Raw genomic sequence first — 18,867 nt, 5'->3', positions numbered from 1 at the left:
CCTCTCAAGGGGAAACGGGAGCGCCAAGCCGGCGCTCCAAGGGAGCATCGGTGGCGGCGATCACGGCGCCGCCCAGGCACTCGGCGCCGTCGTACAGCACCAGCGACTGGCCGGGGGTCACCGCCCGCTGCGGGCGGGTGAAATGCACGTCCAGCGTGCCATCGTCACGTACCTGGACGGTACAGGGCTCGTCCGGCTGGCGGTAGCGGGTCTGTGCGGTGCAGTCGAAGCGCCGCGCCGGGGGCGCGCCGGCAATCCAGTGCATGGCCTCGCTGCGCAGCCAGTTGGACTGCAGCCACGGGCTGTCATGGCCCTGGTCCACGTACAGCACGTTGCGCGCCACGTCCTTGCCGACCACGAACCACGGCGCGGCCGGACGGCCACGTACCCCGCCGATGTTCAGGCCTTCGCGCTGGCCCAGGGTGAAGTAGAACACCCCCGGGTGGCGGGCGATGACCTTGCCGTCCGGGTCCTGGATCTCGCCCTCGCGGGCGGGCAGGTACTGGCCCAGGAACTCGCGGAAATCACGTTCGCCGATGAAACAGATGCCGGTGGAGTCCTTCTTGGCATGGGTAGGCAGGCCGGTCTCGCGGGCGATGCGGCGCAGCGCGCTCTTCTCCAGGTGGCCGATCGGGAACAGCGTGGCCGCCAGCTGGGCCTGGCCCAACTGGTGCAGGAAGTAGCTCTGGTCCTTGCCACGGTCGGCGCCGCGCAGCAGCCGCCAACGGCCGCCGGACTCCACCACCTGGGCATAGTGGCCGGTGGCGATGCGCTCGGCGCCCAGCTCGCGGGCCGCGTCCAGGAAGTGCTTGAACTTCACCTCGCGGTTGCACAGCACGTCCGGGTTGGGCGTGCGGCCGGCCGCGTATTCGGCGAGGAAGTGCTCGAACACGCCCTGCCAGTATTCGTTGGAAAAATCACGGAAGTGGAACGGGATGCCCAGCCGGCCACACACCGCCACCGCGTCGCGGCGATCTTCCTCGGCGCGGCAATGGCCGCTGCCGTCATCGGCCCAGTTCTGCATGAACAGGCCGGCCACGTCCAGGCCGTTCTGGACCAGGGTCAACGCGGCGACGGACGAATCCACGCCACCGGACACCCCTACGACTACACCGGGACTACTCACTGCACCTGCCTCAACATCGACAACGGATAACGCTGGCCAGCCAGCCAATCGGAAACGGTCTGCCAGACCAGCGGACTGCGCAGGCGGGCCATGTCGGCCTGCAGCGCGGTTGGGGTAAGCCACAACGCCTGCACGATGCCGTCGTCCAGCGCCTGCTCCGGGTGGTGGCGCAACGGCTCGGCGGCGAAGGCGAAACGCAGGAACGGCGTGCCATCGCCGGCCACCCACTGGTAGGTGCCGATGAAGCCGGTCAGCTTCACCTCCCAGCCGGTCTCCTCGCGGGTTTCGCGGATAGCGGCTTCCAGCAGGGTTTCACCGGCCTCCAGGTGGCCGGCCGGTTGGTTCAGCACCCGCCGGCCGCCTTTTTCCTCTTCCACCAGCAGCAGTTGCCCCGCGCGGGAGACAACGGTGGCCACGGTCACGCGTGGCGACCAGCGCGGGGGCTGCGCGGTGTCCACGCTCAGTATTCGTCCGCCTTGGTCAGCTCCAGCTCAATCTCGTCGGCGCTGGCCGAGGCCGCGTCGATGGCATCGGAAAGCTGCTTGGCAGTGGCGTCGGCGTCGGCGTCGATCTTGACCACGAACACCGCCAGGTCCTGCTGCTTCACCCAGGCGCCCAGCTTGGAGGCATTGGAGTCCTCGAGCAGGCGGTTGGCGACGCTGGCCGGGAAGTCCGGGCTCGGCGACTTGTAGCCGGGCGACCAGATCTCGCGGACGTTATGGGTGCCGTAGGACTCGACGTTGGAGCGCACGTAGACCAGCTGGGTACGGTCGTTGTCCAGCTCGAACACCAGCCGGTAGTCACCGTCCTCGTCGACCTCGTACTTGTACTCCAGTGAATCCAGCAGGCGACCGATGGCACGGTCCGGTTCACCGGCGACTGCGCTTCCTGCGGCTGCGGTCATCAGTGCTGCGATGACGATGCCGGTTACAGACTTCTTCATGTTTTCCCCGTCAGTGGTTGGTTGACCTGCAAATTGTGCGGTGGGCAGGGGGGTGTCGTCCAATGGCTGAAGGTCGAAGCCGGCAAACCGCTATAATTGCCCGATGCCCCAGAAGCCCCAACATGACAACGAGCACGGCCTGCTGGTTGCCCCCGGCAAGCCCGAGATCGCGCCGCCGCCGCAGTACCAGGTGATGCTGCTCAACGACGACTACACCCCGATGGACTTCGTGGTGACGGTGCTGCAGAACTTCTTCTCGATGGACCTGGACAAGGCCACGCAGGTGATGCTGCACGTCCATACCCGCGGCCGCGGCATCTGCGGGGTGTACAGCCGTGAGGTGGCCGAGACCAAGGTCGCCCAGGTCAACGAGTTCTCGCGGATGAACCAGCATCCGCTGCTGTGCACGATGGAGCGCGCCTGAGCCGCCCGCCGTCGCCGCTCGCGCACCTGCCTGCCGGGCCGGTTTTCCAGGGCGCCGGCTGTGTCCCCGATGGGAAACACTTTCCCGCCTGCGCCACCGTTGGCCGCCCCTCGGGGCGCAACGGCCGTCACGCCTTGCTCTTGAAGCTGAATGCCGGATTCACCGGGTGAACGAATCCCCACTTCCTGCTGACGTGGCCTCTACATGAACGCCGCTAGGGTGCTGGAAAACGTGCAGTCAGGCCGCATATTGTCAGCAACCGGAACCGGAGTGCCTCATGTTCAGTAAAGACCTCGAGCAGACCATTGGTCAGTGCTACAAGCGCGCCCGGGAAGCCCGTCATGAATACATGACGGTGGAGCACCTGTTGTTGGCCCTGCTTGAGAATGCATCCGCCCAGGCCGTCCTGAAGGCCTGCGGAGCCGACCTCGAGCGCCTGCACAGCGAACTGGAGAAGGCGATCAACGCCTCGGTCTCGCTGCTGGCCGAAGACGATGGCCGCGATACGCAACCCACCCTGGGCTTCCAGCGCGTCCTGCAACGTGCCGTCTACCATGTGCAGTCCTCGGGCAAGAAGGAGGTCACCGGCGCCAACGTGCTGGTGGCGATCTTCGGCGAGAAGGAATCCCACGCCGTCTACTACCTCAACCAGCAGGACGTTACCCGGCTGGACGTGGTCAATTACCTGTCTCACGGCGTGGCCAAGAGTGGCGACGAGTCGGACATGTCCTCGCCGCTGGAAGGCGAGGGCCGTGCCGAGGGCGGTGAGGGCGAGTCCAAGGGCGATTCGCTGACCGAGTTCGCCAGCAACCTCAACGAGCAGGCCAAGGCCGGTCGGATCGATCCGCTGGTCGGCCGGCGCGACGAGATCGAACGCACCATCCAGGTGCTGTGCCGCCGCCGCAAGAACAACCCGCTGTACGTGGGCGAGGCCGGCGTGGGCAAGACCGCCATCGCCGAAGGGCTGGCCAAGCGCATCGTCGATGGCGAGGTGCCCGAGGTGCTCGCCGACGCGGTGATCTACTCGCTGGACCTGGGTGCGCTGGTCGCCGGCACCAAGTACCGCGGCGACTTCGAGAAGCGCCTGAAGGGCGTGATCGGCGCACTGAAGAAGATCCCCAACGCGGTGCTGTTCATCGACGAGATCCACACCATCATCGGTGCCGGTTCGGCCTCGGGCGGCACCATGGACGCCTCCAACCTGATCAAGCCGGCGCTGGCCTCGGGCGAGCTGCGCTGCATCGGTTCGACCACGTTCCAGGAATACCGCGGCATCTTCGAGAAGGACCGCGCCCTGGCCCGTCGCTTCCAGAAGATCGACATCGTCGAGCCGACGGTGGGCGAGGCCTACGAGATCCTCAAAGGGCTGCGCCCGAAGTACGAGGCGCACCACGGCGTGACCTACGGCGATGACGCGCTGCAGGCCGCGGTGGACCTGTCGGTCAAGCACATCGGCGACCGCCTGCTGCCGGACAAGGCCATCGACGTGATCGATGAGGCCGGTGCCCGCCAGCGCCTGCTGCCCGAAGGGCAGCGCAAGTCGCACATCGACATCGAGGAAGTGGAGACCATCATCGCCAAGATGGCACGCATCCCGGCCAAGCAGGTCACCGCCACCGACAAGGACGTGCTCAAGCACCTGGAGCGCAACCTGAAGATGGTGATCTTCGGCCAGGACCCGGCCATCGACAGCCTGGCCTCGGCCATCAAGCTGTCGCGCTCGGGCCTGGGCAACCCGGACAAGCCGATCGGCAACTTCCTGTTCGCCGGCCCGACCGGCGTGGGCAAGACCGAGGTCACCCGCCAGCTCGCGCTGCAGCTGGGCATCGAGCTGGTGCGCTTTGACATGAGCGAGTACATGGAGCCGCATTCGATCAGCCGCCTGATCGGTGCGCCCCCGGGCTACGTCGGCTTCGACCAGGGTGGCCTGCTGACCGAGAAGATCGTCAAGACGCCGCACTGCGTGCTGTTGCTGGACGAGGTGGAGAAGGCGCACCCGGACATCTTCAACATCCTGTTGCAGGTCATGGACCGCGGCATCCTCACCGATACCAACGGCCGTGAAGCCAACTTCAAGAACGTGATCCTGGTGATGACCACCAATGCCGGCGCCACCCAGGCGGCACGTCGCTCGATCGGCTTCACCAAGCAGGACCATGCCACCGATGCGATGGAAGTGATCCGCAAGAGCTTCACGCCGGAGTTCCGCAACCGCCTGGACGCGGTGGTGCAGTTCCAGCCGCTGGGCTTCGACCACATCCTGCGCGTGGTGGACAAGTTCCTGATCGAGCTGGAGATGCTGCTGCAGGACAAGCACGTCTCGTTGTCGGCCACCCCGGCCGCCCGCGACTGGCTGGCCCAGCACGGCTTCGACCCGGAGATGGGTGCCCGCCCGATGAGTCGCGTGATCCAGGACAAGATCAAGCGTCCGCTGGCCGACGAGCTGCTGTTCGGCAAGCTGGTGGATGGCGGCAAGGTCAGCATCGACGTGCGCGACGGCGAGTTGATCGTCGAGACCCAGGCCGAGCCGGAGCACCTGCTGCCGGCCACGGTCGAGTAAGCCGGGCGGCTGATGCCGGACACCCGATGCCCGCATCCAACGATGCGGGCATTTTTGTGGGACGGGCAGGGGGTGGCCTTGGCCGCGAAGCCTCGAACGCATCACCGCAGGAAGATCCTGCACGCCGATCCTCGGCCTGCTTTCCGCGGCGAACCTGAGGCGGGGCCAGGTATTGCCCGCTCCGCGGCCGGGGCCATTCCTGCGAAATTTCGCCACGCAAAAAAGCCAGCGCGCGGGCTGGCTTTCCTGGCATAACGCCCGGCTTACCGCATTACTTCATGCGGTAGGTGATACGGCCCTTGGTCAGGTCGTACGGCGTCATCTCGACCTTGACGCGATCGCCGGTCAGGATGCGGATGTAGTTCTTGCGCATGCGGCCGGAGATGTGGGCGATGATTTCATGCCCATTTTCCAGGCGAACGCGGAAAGTGGTGTTCGGCAGCGTCTCACTGACGGTGCCTTCGAACTCGATGGAGTCGTCTTTCGACATGTAGTCCTGTGCGGTTCTGCGGACGGCCCCGAGGGCCTAAGGGCGGGCATTTTACGCCGCCGGGCGGATTCATGCAAAGTTTGCGTTAAACGCCGGCCGGTTCAGCCAGCGTGCTGGCGGGGAATTCCCCGAAGCCGCGTGTCCACGGGCCAACATCGGCCGGTTCGCGGACCAGTCGCCGCACCTGGGCCAGGAACGGCGCCCGTTCCAGCCGTTCGGCGCCCATCCGCACCAGGTGCGGGTTCTCGACCTGGGCGTCGATCAGCGGCCAGCCCCAGCCGGACAGCGTCCGGGCCAGCGCGGCCAGGGCGATCTTGGAGCCGCCAGTGCGGCCACTGAACATGCTTTCGCCAAAGAACATCCGACCGATCGCCACGCCGTAGATACCGCCGACCAGGGCATCCCCGTCGTAGACCTCCACGGAGTGCGCGTAGCCCAGCCGGTGCAACTGGAGGTAGGCCGCGAGCATGTCGTCGGTGATCCAGGTGCCGTCCTGGCCCGGGCGGGGCGCCTGGGCGCAGGCCTGCATCACCTCGGGGAACGCGGTATCGGCGCGGACCCGCCAGTCGCTGCCGCGCAATGCGCGACGGAAGCGCGAGGACAAATGGACCCCGTCGGTACGGAACACCATGCGCGGGTCCGGCGACCACCACAGCAGCGGCTGGCCGTCGGAAAACCACGGGAAGATCCCGTCCGCATAGGCGTTGAGCAGGCGTATGGGGCTCAGGTCACCGCCGACGGCGAGCAGGCCGTCGGGTTCGTGCAACGCCAGCTCGGCCGGGGGGAACGGCGAATCGCTGGCCTCGTCGAGCAGGTAGGGGCCTTTCGGGGTCATGGCCGGTGTTCGTCGGACTTGAACGGTGAATGATGCTGCAGCGCCTGCGCGTAGCGGGCAGCATCCTCGCGCTCGCGGGCACACCAGTCGCGCAGGGCCTGCCGGAACTGCGGGTGGGCGATCCAGTGGTGGCTGCGCACTTGCGTGGGCAGGAAGCCACGGGCCAGCTTGTGTTCGCCCTGCGCGCCCGGCTCGAAGCGCTGCAGGCCTTCGCGCAGGCAGTATTCGATGCCTTGGTAGTAGCAGGTTTCGAAATGCAGCCCGGGCAGGGCCGCGCCGCCCCAGTAGCGCCCGTACAAGGTATCGTCGCCGCGCAGGCACAGCGCGCCGGCCACCGGTTCACCATCCTGCAGGGCCAGGAACAGCACCAGCTGGCGCGGCAGTTGCGTGGCCAGGTGGCGCAGGAAGGGCAGGGTCAGCGCCGGCGCGTTGCCGTACTCGGCAAAGGTCTGCAGGTAGAAGCCGTGCATGGCACGCAGCTCGTCGGCACTGGCTTCGTTTCCGTGACGCGTCACGAAGGTGATCCCGGCGCGGGCGACCTTGGCGCGCTCCTGGCGGATGTTCTTGCGTCGCTTGTGGTCCATCGCGGCAAGGAAGTCATCGAAGGCCTGCCAGTCCGGCTCGCGCTGCCACTGGAACTGCACGTCGGTGCGCAGCAGCCATTGCCCGTCGAAACACGCCGTCTCCCCGGGCAGGTGGAAGTTGATGTGCGCGGAGGAAAGCTGTTCGGCCTGCACGTGCGCGACGATGGCATCGCGCAGGGCGCGGCGGTCCTGGTCATTGCGTGCCAGCAGCCGCGGCCCGGTCACCGGCGAATACGGCACCGCGCCCAGCCACTTGGGGAAATAGTCCAGGCCATTGCGCGCATAGGCATTGGCCCAGGCGTGGTCGAACACGAACTCGCCGTGTGAGTTGTACTTGCGGTAGCCCGGCGCGGCAGCGACCAGTGCGCCATCACGCCACAGGGTCAGGTGCTCGGGTTGCCAGCCCCAGTCCGGACGCAGGCAGCCGTGTTGTTCCAGGCCGCTCAGAAACGCATGGCTGATGAACGGATTGCCGCCGTCGTGCAGGGCATCCCACGCGGCCTTGTCAATCGCGTCCAGCGCGGAAATGGCGCGCAGTTGCAGGCTCATGGCTGGAGCTGCAGCACGTCGATGGTGGGCGGGTTGAACAGGCGCAAGGGCAGGCCGATTTCCCCCAGGCCCCGGGTGGTGAATACCCGCACCGGGCCGGCAGGTGTGCGCGCGATCTGTTCGCCGCGATCAAAGTCGTATTGGGTCGGGATGACCCGGCGGTACAGCCACGGGATACGGATCTGTCCACCATGGGTGTGGCCGGCAAGCACGACGGCGGCATCGGCCGGACGTAATCCCATGGCGCTGTCGGGGTTGTGGGCGATGACGATGGCCGGATGGGTAATGGCGTCGGCGACGCGCAGGAATGCGGGATCGTCCTTTCCGGCCCAGCGATCGCCGAGCCCCACCCATTGGCGGCCCTGGCTGTCGGTGATGATCTGGCCTTCGATGACCTGCACGCCATGGTGGCGCAGGGCCGTGCGCAGTGGCAGATCGATATCCGGACCGGGGGCTTGCTGGTCATGGTTGCCCAGCACGGCGTAGGCCGGTGGCTTCAATCGGGCCAGTGGCGCGAACAGATCCTGCAGTTCGCTGGCCTTGGGTTCGTAGGTCAGGTCGCCGGCGATGACCACCGCATCGACGGGCAGTGCATTGATCCGGTCGACCACCCGTTCCAGAAAGGCGCGGTTCTTGTACACGCCTAGATGGATGTCACTGATCAACGCGACCCGCGCGGTGATACCGGTGCCGGGCAGGGTGGTCTGCTCGACCTGGATGATCTGCGGTTCGATGAAGCGCGCCCAGGTGAACACGCCGCAGCCCAGCAGCAACAGCGCGAGCAGCCAGCGATGGCGGCCGCCACGCCAGCGCCACGACAGCCAGGCAATGGCAGGGAAGACCAGCCAGCTGCCGTGAAACAGCAGCTGCTTGATCAGCACCTTGTCCATGCCGGCAGCCGTGGCGGTCCGCCGTCAGAGGCTCTGCGCGTCCAGGAAGCGTTCGGCGTCCAGTGCGGCCATGCAGCCGAAGCCGGCCGAGGTGATGGCCTGGCGGTAGTGCTGGTCGGCCACGTCGCCGGCGGCGAACACGCCCTCCACGGAGGTCTGGGTGGCGTTGCCGCCCAGGCCCGAGCGGATTTCCAGGTAGCCGTTGTTCATCGCCAGCTGGCCCTTGAACAGGTCGGTGTTGGGCTGGTGGCCAATGGCCACGAAGAAGCCGTGCGCGTCGATGTCGCGGGTGCTGCCGTCCTGGGTGGACTTCACGCGCACGCCGGTCACACCCATCTCGTTGCCGAGCACTTCGTCGACCTGGTGGTGCCAGACGGTCTCGATCTTGCCGGCGGCCACCTTGGCGAACAGCTTGTCCTGCATGATCTTTTCCGCCTTCAAGGTGTCGCGGCGGTGCACCAGGTAGACCTTGCGGGCGATGTTGGACAGGTACAGGGCCTCTTCCACGGCGGTGTTGCCGCCGCCCACCACGACCACGTCCTGCTCCTTGTAGAAGAAGCCGTCGCAGGTGGCGCAGGCCGAGACGCCGCGGCCCTTGAAGGCTTCCTCGGACGGGATGCCCAGGTATTTGGCGGTGGCGCCGGTGGCGATGATCACCGCGTCGGCGGTGTACTGGGCGTTGTCACCAGTCAGGGTGAACGGACGCTTGGACAGGTCGGCGGTGTGGATGTGGTCGAACACCACCTCGGTGTCGAAACGCTCGGCGTGGGCCTGCATGCGCGCCATCAGGTCCGGGCCCATCAGGCCATGCGCGTCGCCCGGCCAGTTGTCCACTTCGGTGGTGGTCATCAGCTGGCCGCCCTGCTGCAGGCCGGTGATCACCAGCGGCTTGAGGTTGGCGCGGGCGGCATAGACGGCGGCGGTCCAGCCGGCCGGGCCGGAGCCCAGGATGATCAGCTTCTCGTGGCGGGAGGGCAGGGACGGGTGGCTGGAAGTGCTCATGTATACTCGCGAAAGTTCAGGATTGGCGGCCCGTTGGCGTGCTTCCGCAACTGTCCGGGCAAGCCCATAGAGTGGCGGTCGGCTCCCGGTGAATCAAGGCACGTGAATGGAATGGCGCGGCCCGTCGGATACAGTCTCCCTTCTTCCTCCCGGTTGGCTTGCCCTTGTGCGGCGGGTTTCTGACGCGTTCCGTACGTGTGCATCGTCGACGGGGTGAAACACAGCGGTCCGTCGTTTAATATCAATCACTAACCGTGCATTTCTAAGGTCTGGTCAAAGGTGGCGAAACAGGTCCCGGAACGTGGCAAGAACCCCAGCGCCGGCAATGCCGCGCGCAAGCCGGCCGCCGCGGCGGACAAGCCGCGGCGACACAAGTTATGGCGTGACCTTGCGCTGATCGCGATTGCCCCGGCGCTGCTGTATCTGCTGGCAAGCCTGTTCACGTATTCCCCCGCGGACCCGGGCTGGTCGCAGTCCGGCTCGGTGGTCGCGCCCGTGCACAACATGGGCGGCAGGGTCGGTGCGTACATCGCCGACGTGATGCGCCAGCTGTTCGGCTACGTGGCCTACCTGATCCCGCTGATGCTGGCGGCGGTGGCGTGGATCGCCATGTTCGGCCTGAACCGCGAGGAGCGCGGCCAGGACGACCTGGGCCCGGCGCTGCGGCTGGTCGGCATCGTCGGCTTCCTGATCGGCGCGACCGGCTTCCTGTACCTGCGCCTGCCGCCGGGGGATGTCGCCCGCGCCGGCGGTGGCCTGGGCGTGCTGGTCGGCAAGTCGCTGCAGACCGGCTTTGGCCCGGTTGGCAGCAACCTGTTCCTGCTGGTGCTGCTGCTGACCTCGATCACGCTGGCGACCGGGCTGTCCTGGTTCGTGGTGATGGAGAAGATCGGCAAGTGGGTGATGGCGCTGGGGCCGATGTTCGAGAAGAAGAAGGAACAGGCCAACGAGTGGCAACAGACCCGTGCGCTGCGCGAGGAACGCGAGGAAGTGCGCAAGGTCGACGCCGAAGTGCGCGCCAAGCGCGAGCCGGTGAAGATCGAACCGCGCCCGGCGCCGGTCATCGAGAAGAGCGACCGTGCCAAGCGCGAGACCCAGATCCCGATGTTCCAGGGCGTCAATGGCGATGGTTCGGACCTGCCGCCGCTGGCGCTGCTGGATGACCCCAAGCCGCAGCCCAAGGGCTACGACGAGCAGACGCTGGAAACGCTGTCGCGCCAGATCGAGTTCAAGCTCAAGGACTTCCGCATCGACGCGCAGGTGGTGGGCGCCTATCCGGGCCCGGTGATCACCCGCTTCGAGATCGAGCCGGCACCGGGCATCAAGGTCAGCCAGATCAGCTCGCTGGACAAGGACATCGCCCGCGGCCTGTCGGTCAAGTCGGTGCGTGTCGTCGACGTGATCCCGGGCAAGTCGGTGATCGGCCTGGAAATCCCCAACGTCACCCGCGAGATGATCTTCCTGTCCGAGCTGCTGCGCTCGAAGGAATACGACAAGTCGGCCAGCGTGCTGACCCTGGCGCTGGGCAAGGACATCGCCGGCCGCCCGACCGTGGCCGACCTGGCACGCATGCCGCACCTGCTGGTGGCCGGTACCACCGGTTCGGGCAAGTCGGTGGCGGTCAACGCGATGGTGCTGAGCCTGCTCTACAAGGCCAGCCCGAAAGACCTGCGCATGCTGATGATCGACCCGAAGATGCTCGAACTGAGCGTCTACCAGGGCATCCCGCACCTGCTCGCGCCGGTGGTGACCGACATGAAGGAGGCCGCCAACGGCCTGCGTTGGTGCGTGGCCGAAATGGAGCGCCGCTACAAGTTGATGAGCGCGGTCGGCGTGCGCAACCTGGCCGGCTTCAACAAGAAGATCAAGGACGCCATCGACGCCGGCCAGCCGTTGATGGACCCGCTGTTCCAGCCGAACCCGGAAATGGGCGAGGCCCCGCGTCCGTTGGAGCCGCTGCCGTTCATCGTCATCTTCATCGACGAATTCGCCGACATGATGATGATCGTCGGCAAGAAGGTCGAAGAACTGATCGCGCGCCTGGCGCAGAAGGCGCGTGCGGCCGGCATCCACCTGATCCTGGCCACCCAGCGCCCGTCGGTGGACGTGATCACTGGCTTGATCAAGGCCAACATCCCGACCCGCATCGCCTTCCAGGTCAGTTCGAAGATCGACTCGCGCACCATCCTGGACCAGTCCGGCGCCGAGGCCCTGCTGGGCAACGGCGACATGCTGTACCTGCCGCCGGGCACCGCCATGCCGGACCGCGTGCACGGAGCCTTCGTTTCCGACGAGGAAGTGCATCGCGTGGTCGAGCACCTCAAGGCCAGCGGTCCGGCCGAGTACATCGAGGGCGTGCTGGACGAGGTGCAGACCATGGGCGACGGCGTGGTGGTCGGTGCCACTGGCCTGCCGGAAAGCAGCGCGGCCGGCGACGAGTCCGACCCGCTGTACGACGAGGCGTTGCGGATCGTCACCGAAACCCGTCGTGCGTCGATTTCCGGCGTGCAGCGGCGCCTGAAGATCGGCTACAACCGTGCCGCGCGCCTGATCGAGGCGCTGGAAGCCGCCGGCGTGGTCACCCCGCCGGAGCACAATGGTGATCGTACCGTGCTGGCACCGCCGCCGCCGAAGTAAGTCGGCGGGGCAGGGCAGGCCGCCAGCGGGCGGCCTGCATGCCGGCGTGTCAATTGCCGGCGGTGAAATCCATCGACTTGAACAGGGCCGCCAGGGCCTGGCCGTCCTCGCTGCTGTGCGGGGACCGCGTGGACAGCCAGTGCACGTAGGCCACCGAGCGGTCATCGTTGCCCGCCACCAGGATCAGCTGGCCGGTGGTGCCATTGCGGATCATCGAGGCAGGGCGCTTGCTGGCTTCGGTTTCGGCCAGTGCCAGTTCACCATGGGGCAGGGCCTGGGTTTGAGCGTGCTTCAGCGTGAACACGACGCTGGCATCTGGGGCGGCAGGCAGCAGCTGCGGCGGGCTGCCCGGATCCACTACCAGGCCGCGTTCCCGGGCCGCCTCACGCAGCGGCACCTGTTTGACCTCAAGCACGTAGTCGGCGAGTTCACGCCAGCCTTCGACCTGTCCCACCGTCGCGGGGGTCGGCTTGCCGGCGCGGGCGAAAGCGATGATGCACAGCGTGCCGGCCTCGCGTTCGGCGTCGGTGATCTCCAGCTGGCGCAGTCCGGTCGGGGTTTGGAACGATACTCCGCAGTCCGGTCGATCAACACGGGTGGCGGCGGCATGGCAGGCCAATGTGGTCAGCAACAGGCCGCCGCACAGCAGGAGGGTTCCCACGCGTTGGATCATTTCAGGTCTCCGGGATTTCCTTGTACTCGGCATGCATCTGGGTGGCGTCATTGAGCACGTAGTACGCATGCTGGAAGCCCTGCTGGCGGAAATCAAAATGCAGCTGGGCCGGATTGATTGATCGGGTGACGTTGCGCTGCGCGGTCTCGGCGATGCCGCCATCAGCCCAGGAGTTGATGCTCAGCTTGCCCAGAGGAACAAGCTTCTTCTGCTTGTTCTCGGTGTAGCGCTGCTTGCTGGCCCAATAGTAGCCCGAGCCGTCACAGGTGTTGAAGGGATCGCTCTGCAGCAGCGGACTGTTCTGGTCATCGGTGAATGTCAGCCCGCGGTAAGCACCATATTGCCGGTAGTTGTTCCGACCGGTCAGCTGGATGAGGCCGCGTCCCTTGAATCGCACACCGTCCCCCACCTCGGTGTTGCCCAGCTTGCGGCCTTGGTCCGTGCCCGGTTCATACTTGTCGAAATAGGAGTCGCCCCCCCCTTCGACCATGAATTCCAAGCGGCCCGTTTCGGCGGTCAGCTGCCCCCACAGGTGCGCGGTACGCACACGCGTGGCTGCGATGCCGTACTTGCGGGCCATCTTCTGCATGTTGACGTGTAAACCAGCGGGGCGGCGGGTAGAGGCGGTTGTGAGGCGTGCGGTGACGTCGGCCCAGCTCACGGCCACGACTTCCCTGCCGCCTTCGCGCAGAGTCTGGCGGATCATCCGCGTGGCTTCTCGCTGGCTGAGCCACCCACACTTGCGGAAGTGCTGGATGAAGCGTTTGGGATGGAAGTGCCAATGCGCCGCGTTCAGGTTGGGAATGGCGGCATCCTCCCAGAACGCCAACGCTTCGACGTGACGTTGGAATTGCGGGAAGTCCGAGGCGGAAAGGTAGGTGCTCGCCCCCATCGTCGGTGCGCTGCCGCGTGCAGATCCAGGACCCTCGATCTTCAGCCATCCCCAGCGCGTTTCTATCCCGCTGCGTTGCCATTCAGTCGGGAACTTGCATACCAAGCCCTGCAGCTTGGGCTGCAATGCGGCATCACGCAGACGCTGCTCGGCCTGTTCGGCGGTCGGCGCAGGTTCGCCTTCGCGCTCAAGCAGGCGCCGTACCGCAGCCGCATCGCAACGGCTGTCGTTGTCCTGGAAGTCTTCCACGATGGCCCAATGTGCCCATCGCGGTGCATCGGCGTCGCTGAACTTGTGCACATTGGCGGCGTTGAGATTCACCCAGCCCGTAGTGGAGCCCGTGGAGATCTGGCGCCAATGCGGCGTGTCGGCCGGAGTGAGGGTATCCGGACCGCCCAGGGTGCGGCCAAAGCGCAGCAGCTCGTAGACCGCCGCCCTGTTCGGCACCGCCGCTGCGCGGGCGTTTGAGTACGCGGTAACCGTGGCACCTGCGGTGTCATACAGGTTGTACTCGGCGTCAACTTCGGCCAGTTGGGTGCCGATGCGGGCGCCGTCCAGGTCGTAGGTCGTTACCTGTGCGTCGCCCCCATAGGCGCTCTGCGCATTGGCAGGAGCGCTGTAGCGGATGCCGACCACGCGTTCGGCCCCCAACGCCGCGCCCGTACCTGCGGTGCCACTGGTGGCATTGAGCGCCGGCCGGCTCGGGAAGACCGGGGTATCCGCCGGCAGGTGGAAGTAGACCTCGCCGAACACGGCGTCGGTGCGGCCGTGATTGGCGACGTTGACGTCGCCGGATGCCCGTCCCAGCAGGCGAGCCAGGTTGGCGTCGTCGCAGATGATCTCAAAATGGATGAGATCAGCCTGGCCGTCGATCGAACCGGCATCGCCAATCTCCACCTTGCGGTAGATGCGTCGGCCAACCACGACGTTGGCGGTGCGGATGCGGGTCAGGTGCATGTAGATCGAATAGAACTGGACCTGGGTTTCCTGGTTGCCCGTGGCGCCAATGGCGGTGTCATGGCGGATGACGACGCAACCGTTGTCGGACCACCCCAGATATCCCTGCGCATGAGCGTCCACTTCGGCCGGGGTGCCGGGGCGTGCGGTCGCTGCCCGGACATACACCACGGTGCCATCGGCAATGGCACGGACCGGCTCACGGCCGTTGCCGCGCGCGGGAGCGCGCAGGTGCAAGCCACCATGCCAGGAGAGCTTGTTGCTGACCGGATAGTGCCCGTGTTCCACGGTCGACATCGCGGCATCTAGAAAGCGGGCGTCGTCGTCAGTGTCGGCGCGGGCTGGAAGAAACGGGGGACTGATGATCATGGGCATTCCTTTGCACGACGGTCCGGACCTGCAATGACACGGAGAACGTCGTTGTGATCGTGTAGTTCAGCAAGGCAGATGACGCGGTACTGACCGACTGGCCGAGCACCGGCGCAGAACATACCCCGGATAGTGTGGTCAGTGCTTTCACATTTCGTTGACATCCGGCGGTTGCCCGCGCTCGGCGCACGCGGGAAGGCGCATAATTGCGCTATCACCCCATTCAGAATCGGGCGGGCAGACTGCGCCCTGGTTCATCACTTCCGGTGCAGACTCCCCGCATGAACACGAATTTCCGCCGCCATGTCATCACCTCCGCGCTGCTGCTCGCCGGCGCTGCCAGCACCTCGGCCTGGGCCGGGGCACGTGACGACCTGAGGTCCTTCACCAACGGCCTGCGTGGCCTGGACGGGCAGTTTGCCCAGCAGGTGTTCGACTCGCGCGGCCGGGTCAAGGAGTCGTCCAGTGGCCGCGTCGCACTGTCGGCGCCGCGCCTGTTCCGCTGGGAATACACCCGTCCGCACCCGCAGCTGATCATCGCCGACGGCAGCAAGGTGTGGGTCTACGAGCCGGACCTGGAGCAGGCCACGGTGACCCCGCAGGGGGCCGAGGAACAGAACAGCCCGCTGGTCGCGCTGATCAACCCGGCCCAGCTCGAGCGCCAGTACGACGTCAGCGAAGAAGCCGCGCCGCGCGATGGCATGCAGTGGCTGTCGCTGACGCCCAAGCGCGAGACCGAGACCAACTTCCAGTCCGCCTCGCTGGGCTTCGCCAATGGCGGGCTGGCGCGCATGGAGGTGGTGGACGCGGTCGGCCAGCGCACGGTCATCAATTTCACCGACTGGAAGAAGAATCCGGGCTTTGCCGCCGGTACCTTCCGCTTCGTGCCGGGCAAGGACGTGGACGTGGTCGGCGAGCGCTGATCACCACGTCGGGCCGCGAGCCCGGGTTGCGCCCGCGTTAGAATGCGGGCGTGGCCAGATCCCGAAACATCTTCATAGACGACGCCCCCGCCGACCTGCTGAGCGCGGACCGCGAAAGCATGCGCCCGCTCGCCGAGCGCATGCGTCCGCGCACGCTTGACGAGATGGTGGGGCAGAAACGCCTGCTGGCGCCGAACACGGCGCTGCGCCGCGCGGTCGAGTCCGGCCGCGTCCATTCGATGATCCTGTGGGGGCCGCCCGGCTGCGGCAAGACCACCCTGGCGCTGCTGCTGGCGCAGTATGCCGACGCCGAGTTCAAGGCGATCTCGGCCGTGCTGTCCGGCCTGCCCGAGGTACGCCAGGTGCTGGCCGAGGCCGCCCAGCGTTTCGCCGGCGGCCGTCGCACGGTGCTGTTCGTCGACGAGGTGCATCGCTTCAACAAGGCCCAGCAGGATGCGTTCCTGCCGCATATCGAGCGCGGCACCATCATTTTCGTCGGTGCCACCACCGAGAACCCGTCCTTCGAACTGAATTCGGCGTTGCTGTCGCGCTGCCGCGTGCACGTGCTGGAGTCGGTATCGCCGGAGGACGTGGTCGAGGCGCTGGAGCGGGCGTTGGGTGACAGCGAGCGCGGGTTGGGCGAACAGGCCATCCGCGTCACGCGCGAGTCCCTGCTGGAAATCGCCCGCGCCGCCGACGGTGACGTGCGTCGCGCCCTGACCCTGCTGGAGATCGCCGCCGAACTGGCCAGCGGCGAAGAGGGGGAAATCACCCCGGAAACCCTGCTGCAGGTGCTGGCCGACCGCACCCGCCGCTTCGACAAGGGCGGCGAGCAGTTCTACGACCAGATATCGGCCCTGCACAAGTCGGTGCGCAGTTCCAACCCGGACGGCGCCATTTACTGGCTGGCGCGCATGCTCGACGGCGGTTGCGACCCGTCCTATATCCTGCGCAGGATGACCATCATGGCAGTGGAGGACGTTGGCCTGGCCGACCCACGGGCACTGGAGATGGCGATCAATGTCTGGAGCGCCTACGACCGGATCGGGCCACCGGAAGGCGACATCGCGCTGTCCAACCTGGCCATCTACCTGGCCAGCACCGCCAAGTCGAACGCCAGCTACATGGCCTTGAACAAGGCCCGTGCCGACATCGCCGAACTGGGCACGCAACCGGTGCCCCTGCACCTGCGCAACGCACCGACGCGCTTGATGAAGACCTTGGGCTACGGCCAGGGCTACCAGTACGACCACGACGTCGAAGGCGGCATCGCGCTGGACCAGACCGCGTTCCCGGACGACATGGGTGAACGCGTCTATTACGCCCCGGCCGAACGTGGCCTGGAGATCAAGCTGAAGGAAAAGCTGGACCGGCTGCGCGCGGCCCGCGAGCAGGCCCGTGCCCAGCGCAAGCCGGGCGCTGATCGATGAGCGGTACGGTGGCCGGACATGCAGGGGAGGACTAGGCGGATGTGGCTTTCTTTCCTGGCCATCGGCCTCGGGGCGGCCATCGGGGCGTGGCTGCGGTTCGGCCTGAGCGTGTGGTTGAACCCGATGCACCAGAACCTGCCGATGGGCACGCTGGCGGCCAACCTGGTTGGCGGCTACGTCATCGGGCTGGCGCTGGCGTTCTTCAGCTCGCGGCCTGAACTGGCGCCGGCGTGGCGGCTGTTCGTGGTCACCGGGATGTTGGGCGGCCTGACCACCTTTTCCACGTTCTCCGCCGAAGTGGTGGACCAGCTGCAGCGCGGACACCTGGGCTGGGCGCTGGCGACCATCGGCCTGCACCTGGGCGGCTCGCTGTCGATGACGGCGCTGGGCTGGTGGTCGTGGCGGGCCTTGCGCCACCTGACTTGAGGCCGCTTTCCAAACCGGGAAAGCATGACGCATCATTCCGCATCGATTGCCAGAGCATCTGAATGACATGCTGTACAAGCAGGAACAGGAATGAGCAGGCCTGAGGTAGAGCCCGCCGAACGGCCCCCCGCGGAATCGCCCGCGTTTCCCCCGACTTCCTCCTGTGTCATCGGTGCCGATGTGGGCGGGACCTATGCCCGCCTGGCCTGGGCCGAACTCCGTCCGGGGACGCCGCCGCGGATCCGCGACTTCCGCAAGTACGCGTGCGCCGAACATCCCAGCCTGGCCGCGATCCTGCGTGACTACCTGCAGCAGGTGCGGCAGTCGCCCGGCGCGCCGGCGCTGGACCACGCGGTGGTGGCGATCGCCGGCATCGTCGATGGCGATGCCCTGCTCAACGTCAACCTGCCGTGGCCGGTCTCGATCGCGCAGACGCGCCAGGACGCAGGGCTGGCCAGCCTTGAACTGATCAATGACTTCGTCGCGGTGGCGCAGGCGATGCCGCCCGCCGAGCGCGACAGCCTGCACCTGGTGTGCGGCGACGCCAGCGCCGATGCGTGCGGGCCGGCCCTGGTGCTGGGCCCGGGTACCGGACTCGGCGTTGCCGTGCGCCTGGTCGGCGGGCGGCCCTCGGTGCTGGCGAGCGAGGGCGGCCACGCGGCGCTTGCGGCCGCCACGCCGCTTGAGCAGGACGTGCTTCGCCTGTTGTCGCAGCGCTACGCCTACGTGGACAGCGAGCGCGTGCTGTCCGGGCCCGGCCTGATGACGCTGTACGACTGCCTGTGCGAACTGCGCGGGCAGCCGGTGCGCTGGCAGGCCCCCGATGCACTGGTCCAGGCCAGCCGCAACGGTGATGCCCTGGCCGCCGAATGCGTGGACACCTTCTGTGGCTGGCTGGGCAGCCTTGCCGGCGACCTGGCCCTGACCTTTGCCGCGCGTTCGGTCTACCTGACCGGTGGCGTGGCTGGCCACCTGGCCGCGGAACTGCATGGCGGCACGTTCGGACGTCGCTTCCGTGCCAAGGGAGGGCTGTCGCCCGCGCTCGCGCATACGCCGGTATGGCGCGTGGAGCACGGTGAACTGGGCGTGCTGGGAGCGTTGTCCTGGCACGCCGAGCAGCACGCGCGCATCTGAGATTCGCAACAACGAGGGAGAGT

The 18,867-nt window shown here is 66.8% G+C and carries 17 protein-coding genes; 7 read left to right on the top strand and 10 right to left on the bottom strand.

Annotation, left to right across the window (positions count from 1 at the left end):
- Nucleotides 1-4: 4 nt before the first annotated feature.
- Genes mnmA through ACIPR8_RS17155 form a run of 3 tightly spaced genes read right to left on the bottom strand, consistent with a single transcriptional unit; the run spans nucleotide 5 to nucleotide 2,069 of the window.
- Nucleotides 5-1,126: a tRNA 2-thiouridine(34) synthase MnmA gene (gene mnmA, locus ACIPR8_RS17165; RefSeq protein ID WP_446541809.1), complete on the bottom strand. Its 1,122-nt coding sequence runs from the start codon at nucleotides 1,124-1,126 to the stop codon at nucleotides 5-7.
- The gene (locus ACIPR8_RS17160; RefSeq protein ID WP_446541808.1) at nucleotides 1,123-1,584 is read right to left on the bottom strand and encodes an NUDIX hydrolase; all 462 of its coding nucleotides are present in this window, start codon (nucleotides 1,582-1,584) and stop codon (nucleotides 1,123-1,125) included. The genes mnmA and ACIPR8_RS17160 overlap by 4 nt, the downstream gene beginning before the upstream one ends.
- 2 nt (nucleotides 1,585-1,586) lie before the next feature.
- Nucleotides 1,587-2,069 (bottom strand): YbjN domain-containing protein, encoded by a 483-nt coding sequence (locus ACIPR8_RS17155; RefSeq protein WP_446541807.1) that lies wholly within the window; start codon nucleotides 2,067-2,069, stop codon nucleotides 1,587-1,589.
- A gap of 103 nt (nucleotides 2,070-2,172) precedes the next feature.
- On the opposite strand from ACIPR8_RS17155, the gene clpS reads away from it, so the two are divergent.
- Nucleotides 2,173-2,493 (top strand): ATP-dependent Clp protease adapter ClpS, encoded by a 321-nt coding sequence (gene clpS, locus ACIPR8_RS17150; protein ID WP_132863519.1) that lies wholly within the window; start codon nucleotides 2,173-2,175, stop codon nucleotides 2,491-2,493.
- Nucleotides 2,494-2,770: 277 nt separating this feature from the next.
- A complete protein-coding gene (clpA, locus tag ACIPR8_RS17145; protein WP_192285783.1) occupies nucleotides 2,771-5,053 on the top strand; it encodes an ATP-dependent Clp protease ATP-binding subunit ClpA in 2,283 nt (760 codons plus the stop codon).
- Nucleotides 5,054-5,324: 271 nt separating this feature from the next.
- Here clpA and infA read toward each other — a convergent pair whose 3' ends face one another.
- The 5 genes from infA to trxB all read right to left on the bottom strand — a co-directional run bounded on the left by infA (nucleotide 5,325) and on the right by trxB (nucleotide 9,403).
- On the bottom strand, nucleotides 5,325-5,543 hold the full coding sequence (gene infA / locus ACIPR8_RS17140) for a translation initiation factor IF-1 (protein WP_005409596.1): 219 nt from the start codon (nucleotides 5,541-5,543) through the stop codon (nucleotides 5,325-5,327).
- An 85-nt stretch (nucleotides 5,544-5,628) separates the two neighbouring features.
- On the bottom strand, nucleotides 5,629-6,378 hold the full coding sequence (gene aat / locus ACIPR8_RS17135) for a leucyl/phenylalanyl-tRNA--protein transferase (RefSeq protein ID WP_446541806.1): 750 nt from the start codon (nucleotides 6,376-6,378) through the stop codon (nucleotides 5,629-5,631).
- Nucleotides 6,375-7,511 carry a GNAT family N-acetyltransferase gene (locus ACIPR8_RS17130; RefSeq protein WP_446541805.1) on the bottom strand — a complete coding sequence of 379 codons (1,137 nt, stop codon included), beginning with the start codon at nucleotides 7,509-7,511 and terminating at the stop codon, nucleotides 6,375-6,377. The genes aat and ACIPR8_RS17130 overlap by 4 nt, the downstream gene beginning before the upstream one ends.
- Nucleotides 7,508-8,401, bottom strand: a complete 894-nt coding sequence (locus ACIPR8_RS17125; RefSeq protein ID WP_446541804.1) for a metallophosphoesterase — start codon at nucleotides 8,399-8,401, stop codon at nucleotides 7,508-7,510. The genes ACIPR8_RS17130 and ACIPR8_RS17125 overlap by 4 nt, the downstream gene beginning before the upstream one ends.
- A 24-nt stretch (nucleotides 8,402-8,425) precedes the next feature.
- Complete coding sequence (gene trxB / locus ACIPR8_RS17120) at nucleotides 8,426-9,403, bottom strand: thioredoxin-disulfide reductase (RefSeq protein ID WP_192285775.1); 978 nt, start codon at nucleotides 9,401-9,403, stop codon at nucleotides 8,426-8,428.
- A gap of 279 nt (nucleotides 9,404-9,682) precedes the next feature.
- On the opposite strand from trxB, the gene ACIPR8_RS17115 reads away from it, so the two are divergent.
- Nucleotides 9,683-12,040 carry a DNA translocase FtsK gene (locus ACIPR8_RS17115; RefSeq protein ID WP_132863529.1) on the top strand — a complete coding sequence of 786 codons (2,358 nt, stop codon included), beginning with the start codon at nucleotides 9,683-9,685 and terminating at the stop codon, nucleotides 12,038-12,040.
- 49 nt (nucleotides 12,041-12,089) lie between these two features.
- Here ACIPR8_RS17115 and ACIPR8_RS17110 read toward each other — a convergent pair whose 3' ends face one another.
- Both ACIPR8_RS17110 and ACIPR8_RS17105 read right to left on the bottom strand, forming a co-directional pair.
- Nucleotides 12,090-12,701, bottom strand: a complete 612-nt coding sequence (locus ACIPR8_RS17110; protein ID WP_446541803.1) for a hypothetical protein — start codon at nucleotides 12,699-12,701, stop codon at nucleotides 12,090-12,092.
- A 13-nt stretch (nucleotides 12,702-12,714) separates the two neighbouring features.
- The gene (locus tag ACIPR8_RS17105; protein WP_446541802.1) at nucleotides 12,715-14,931 is read right to left on the bottom strand and encodes a hypothetical protein; all 2,217 of its coding nucleotides are present in this window, start codon (nucleotides 14,929-14,931) and stop codon (nucleotides 12,715-12,717) included.
- A gap of 281 nt (nucleotides 14,932-15,212) precedes the next feature.
- On the opposite strand from ACIPR8_RS17105, the gene lolA reads away from it, so the two are divergent.
- The 4 genes from lolA (at nucleotide 15,213) to ACIPR8_RS17085 (ending at nucleotide 18,844) form a co-directional block, all read left to right on the top strand.
- Nucleotides 15,213-15,854: an outer membrane lipoprotein chaperone LolA gene (gene lolA / locus ACIPR8_RS17100; RefSeq protein WP_192285769.1), complete on the top strand. Its 642-nt coding sequence runs from the start codon at nucleotides 15,213-15,215 to the stop codon at nucleotides 15,852-15,854.
- A gap of 119 nt (nucleotides 15,855-15,973) precedes the next feature.
- Entirely contained in the window at nucleotides 15,974-17,284 is a 1,311-nt protein-coding gene (locus tag ACIPR8_RS17095) for a replication-associated recombination protein A (RefSeq protein WP_446541851.1), read from the top strand.
- Between the two features lie 39 nt (nucleotides 17,285-17,323).
- Nucleotides 17,324-17,710, top strand: coding sequence for a fluoride efflux transporter CrcB (crcB, locus tag ACIPR8_RS17090; protein WP_446541801.1), 387 nt, complete (start codon nucleotides 17,324-17,326; stop codon nucleotides 17,708-17,710).
- A 90-nt stretch (nucleotides 17,711-17,800) separates the two neighbouring features.
- A complete protein-coding gene (locus ACIPR8_RS17085; RefSeq protein ID WP_446541800.1) occupies nucleotides 17,801-18,844 on the top strand; it encodes a glucokinase in 1,044 nt (347 codons plus the stop codon).
- Nucleotides 18,845-18,867 lie beyond the last annotated feature (23 nt).

It is taken from the genome of Stenotrophomonas sp. LARHCG68 (genome assembly GCF_052871705.1).
The sequence above is the reverse complement of the archived record's forward strand: the minus strand, read 5'-3'. Positions and strand labels throughout refer to the sequence as shown.

Bases quoted from the DNA above. Each gene is read 5' to 3' on its own strand.
- ACIPR8_RS17130 (WP_446541805.1), bottom strand. From the start codon at position 7,511: ATGAGCCTGCAACTGCGCGCCATTTCCGCGCTGGACGCGATTGACAAG.
- ACIPR8_RS17105 (WP_446541802.1), bottom strand. From the start codon at position 14,931: ATGATCATCAGTCCCCCGTTTCTTCCAGCCCGCGCCGACACTGACGAC.
- infA (WP_005409596.1), bottom strand. From the start codon at position 5,543: ATGTCGAAAGACGACTCCATCGAGTTCGAAGGCACCGTCAGTGAGACG.
- crcB (WP_446541801.1), top strand. From the start codon at position 17,324: ATGTGGCTTTCTTTCCTGGCCATCGGCCTCGGGGCGGCCATCGGGGCG.
- ACIPR8_RS17125 (WP_446541804.1), bottom strand. From the start codon at position 8,401: ATGGACAAGGTGCTGATCAAGCAGCTGCTGTTTCACGGCAGCTGGCTG.
- clpS (WP_132863519.1), top strand. From the start codon at position 2,173: ATGCCCCAGAAGCCCCAACATGACAACGAGCACGGCCTGCTGGTTGCC.
- trxB (WP_192285775.1), bottom strand. From the start codon at position 9,403: ATGAGCACTTCCAGCCACCCGTCCCTGCCCTCCCGCCACGAGAAGCTG.
- aat (WP_446541806.1), bottom strand. From the start codon at position 6,378: ATGACCCCGAAAGGCCCCTACCTGCTCGACGAGGCCAGCGATTCGCCG.
- ACIPR8_RS17085 (WP_446541800.1), top strand. From the start codon at position 17,801: ATGAGCAGGCCTGAGGTAGAGCCCGCCGAACGGCCCCCCGCGGAATCG.
- ACIPR8_RS17095 (WP_446541851.1), top strand. From the start codon at position 15,974: ATGCGCCCGCTCGCCGAGCGCATGCGTCCGCGCACGCTTGACGAGATG.
- lolA (WP_192285769.1), top strand. From the start codon at position 15,213: ATGAACACGAATTTCCGCCGCCATGTCATCACCTCCGCGCTGCTGCTC.
- ACIPR8_RS17155 (WP_446541807.1), bottom strand. From the start codon at position 2,069: ATGAAGAAGTCTGTAACCGGCATCGTCATCGCAGCACTGATGACCGCA.
- clpA (WP_192285783.1), top strand. From the start codon at position 2,771: ATGTTCAGTAAAGACCTCGAGCAGACCATTGGTCAGTGCTACAAGCGC.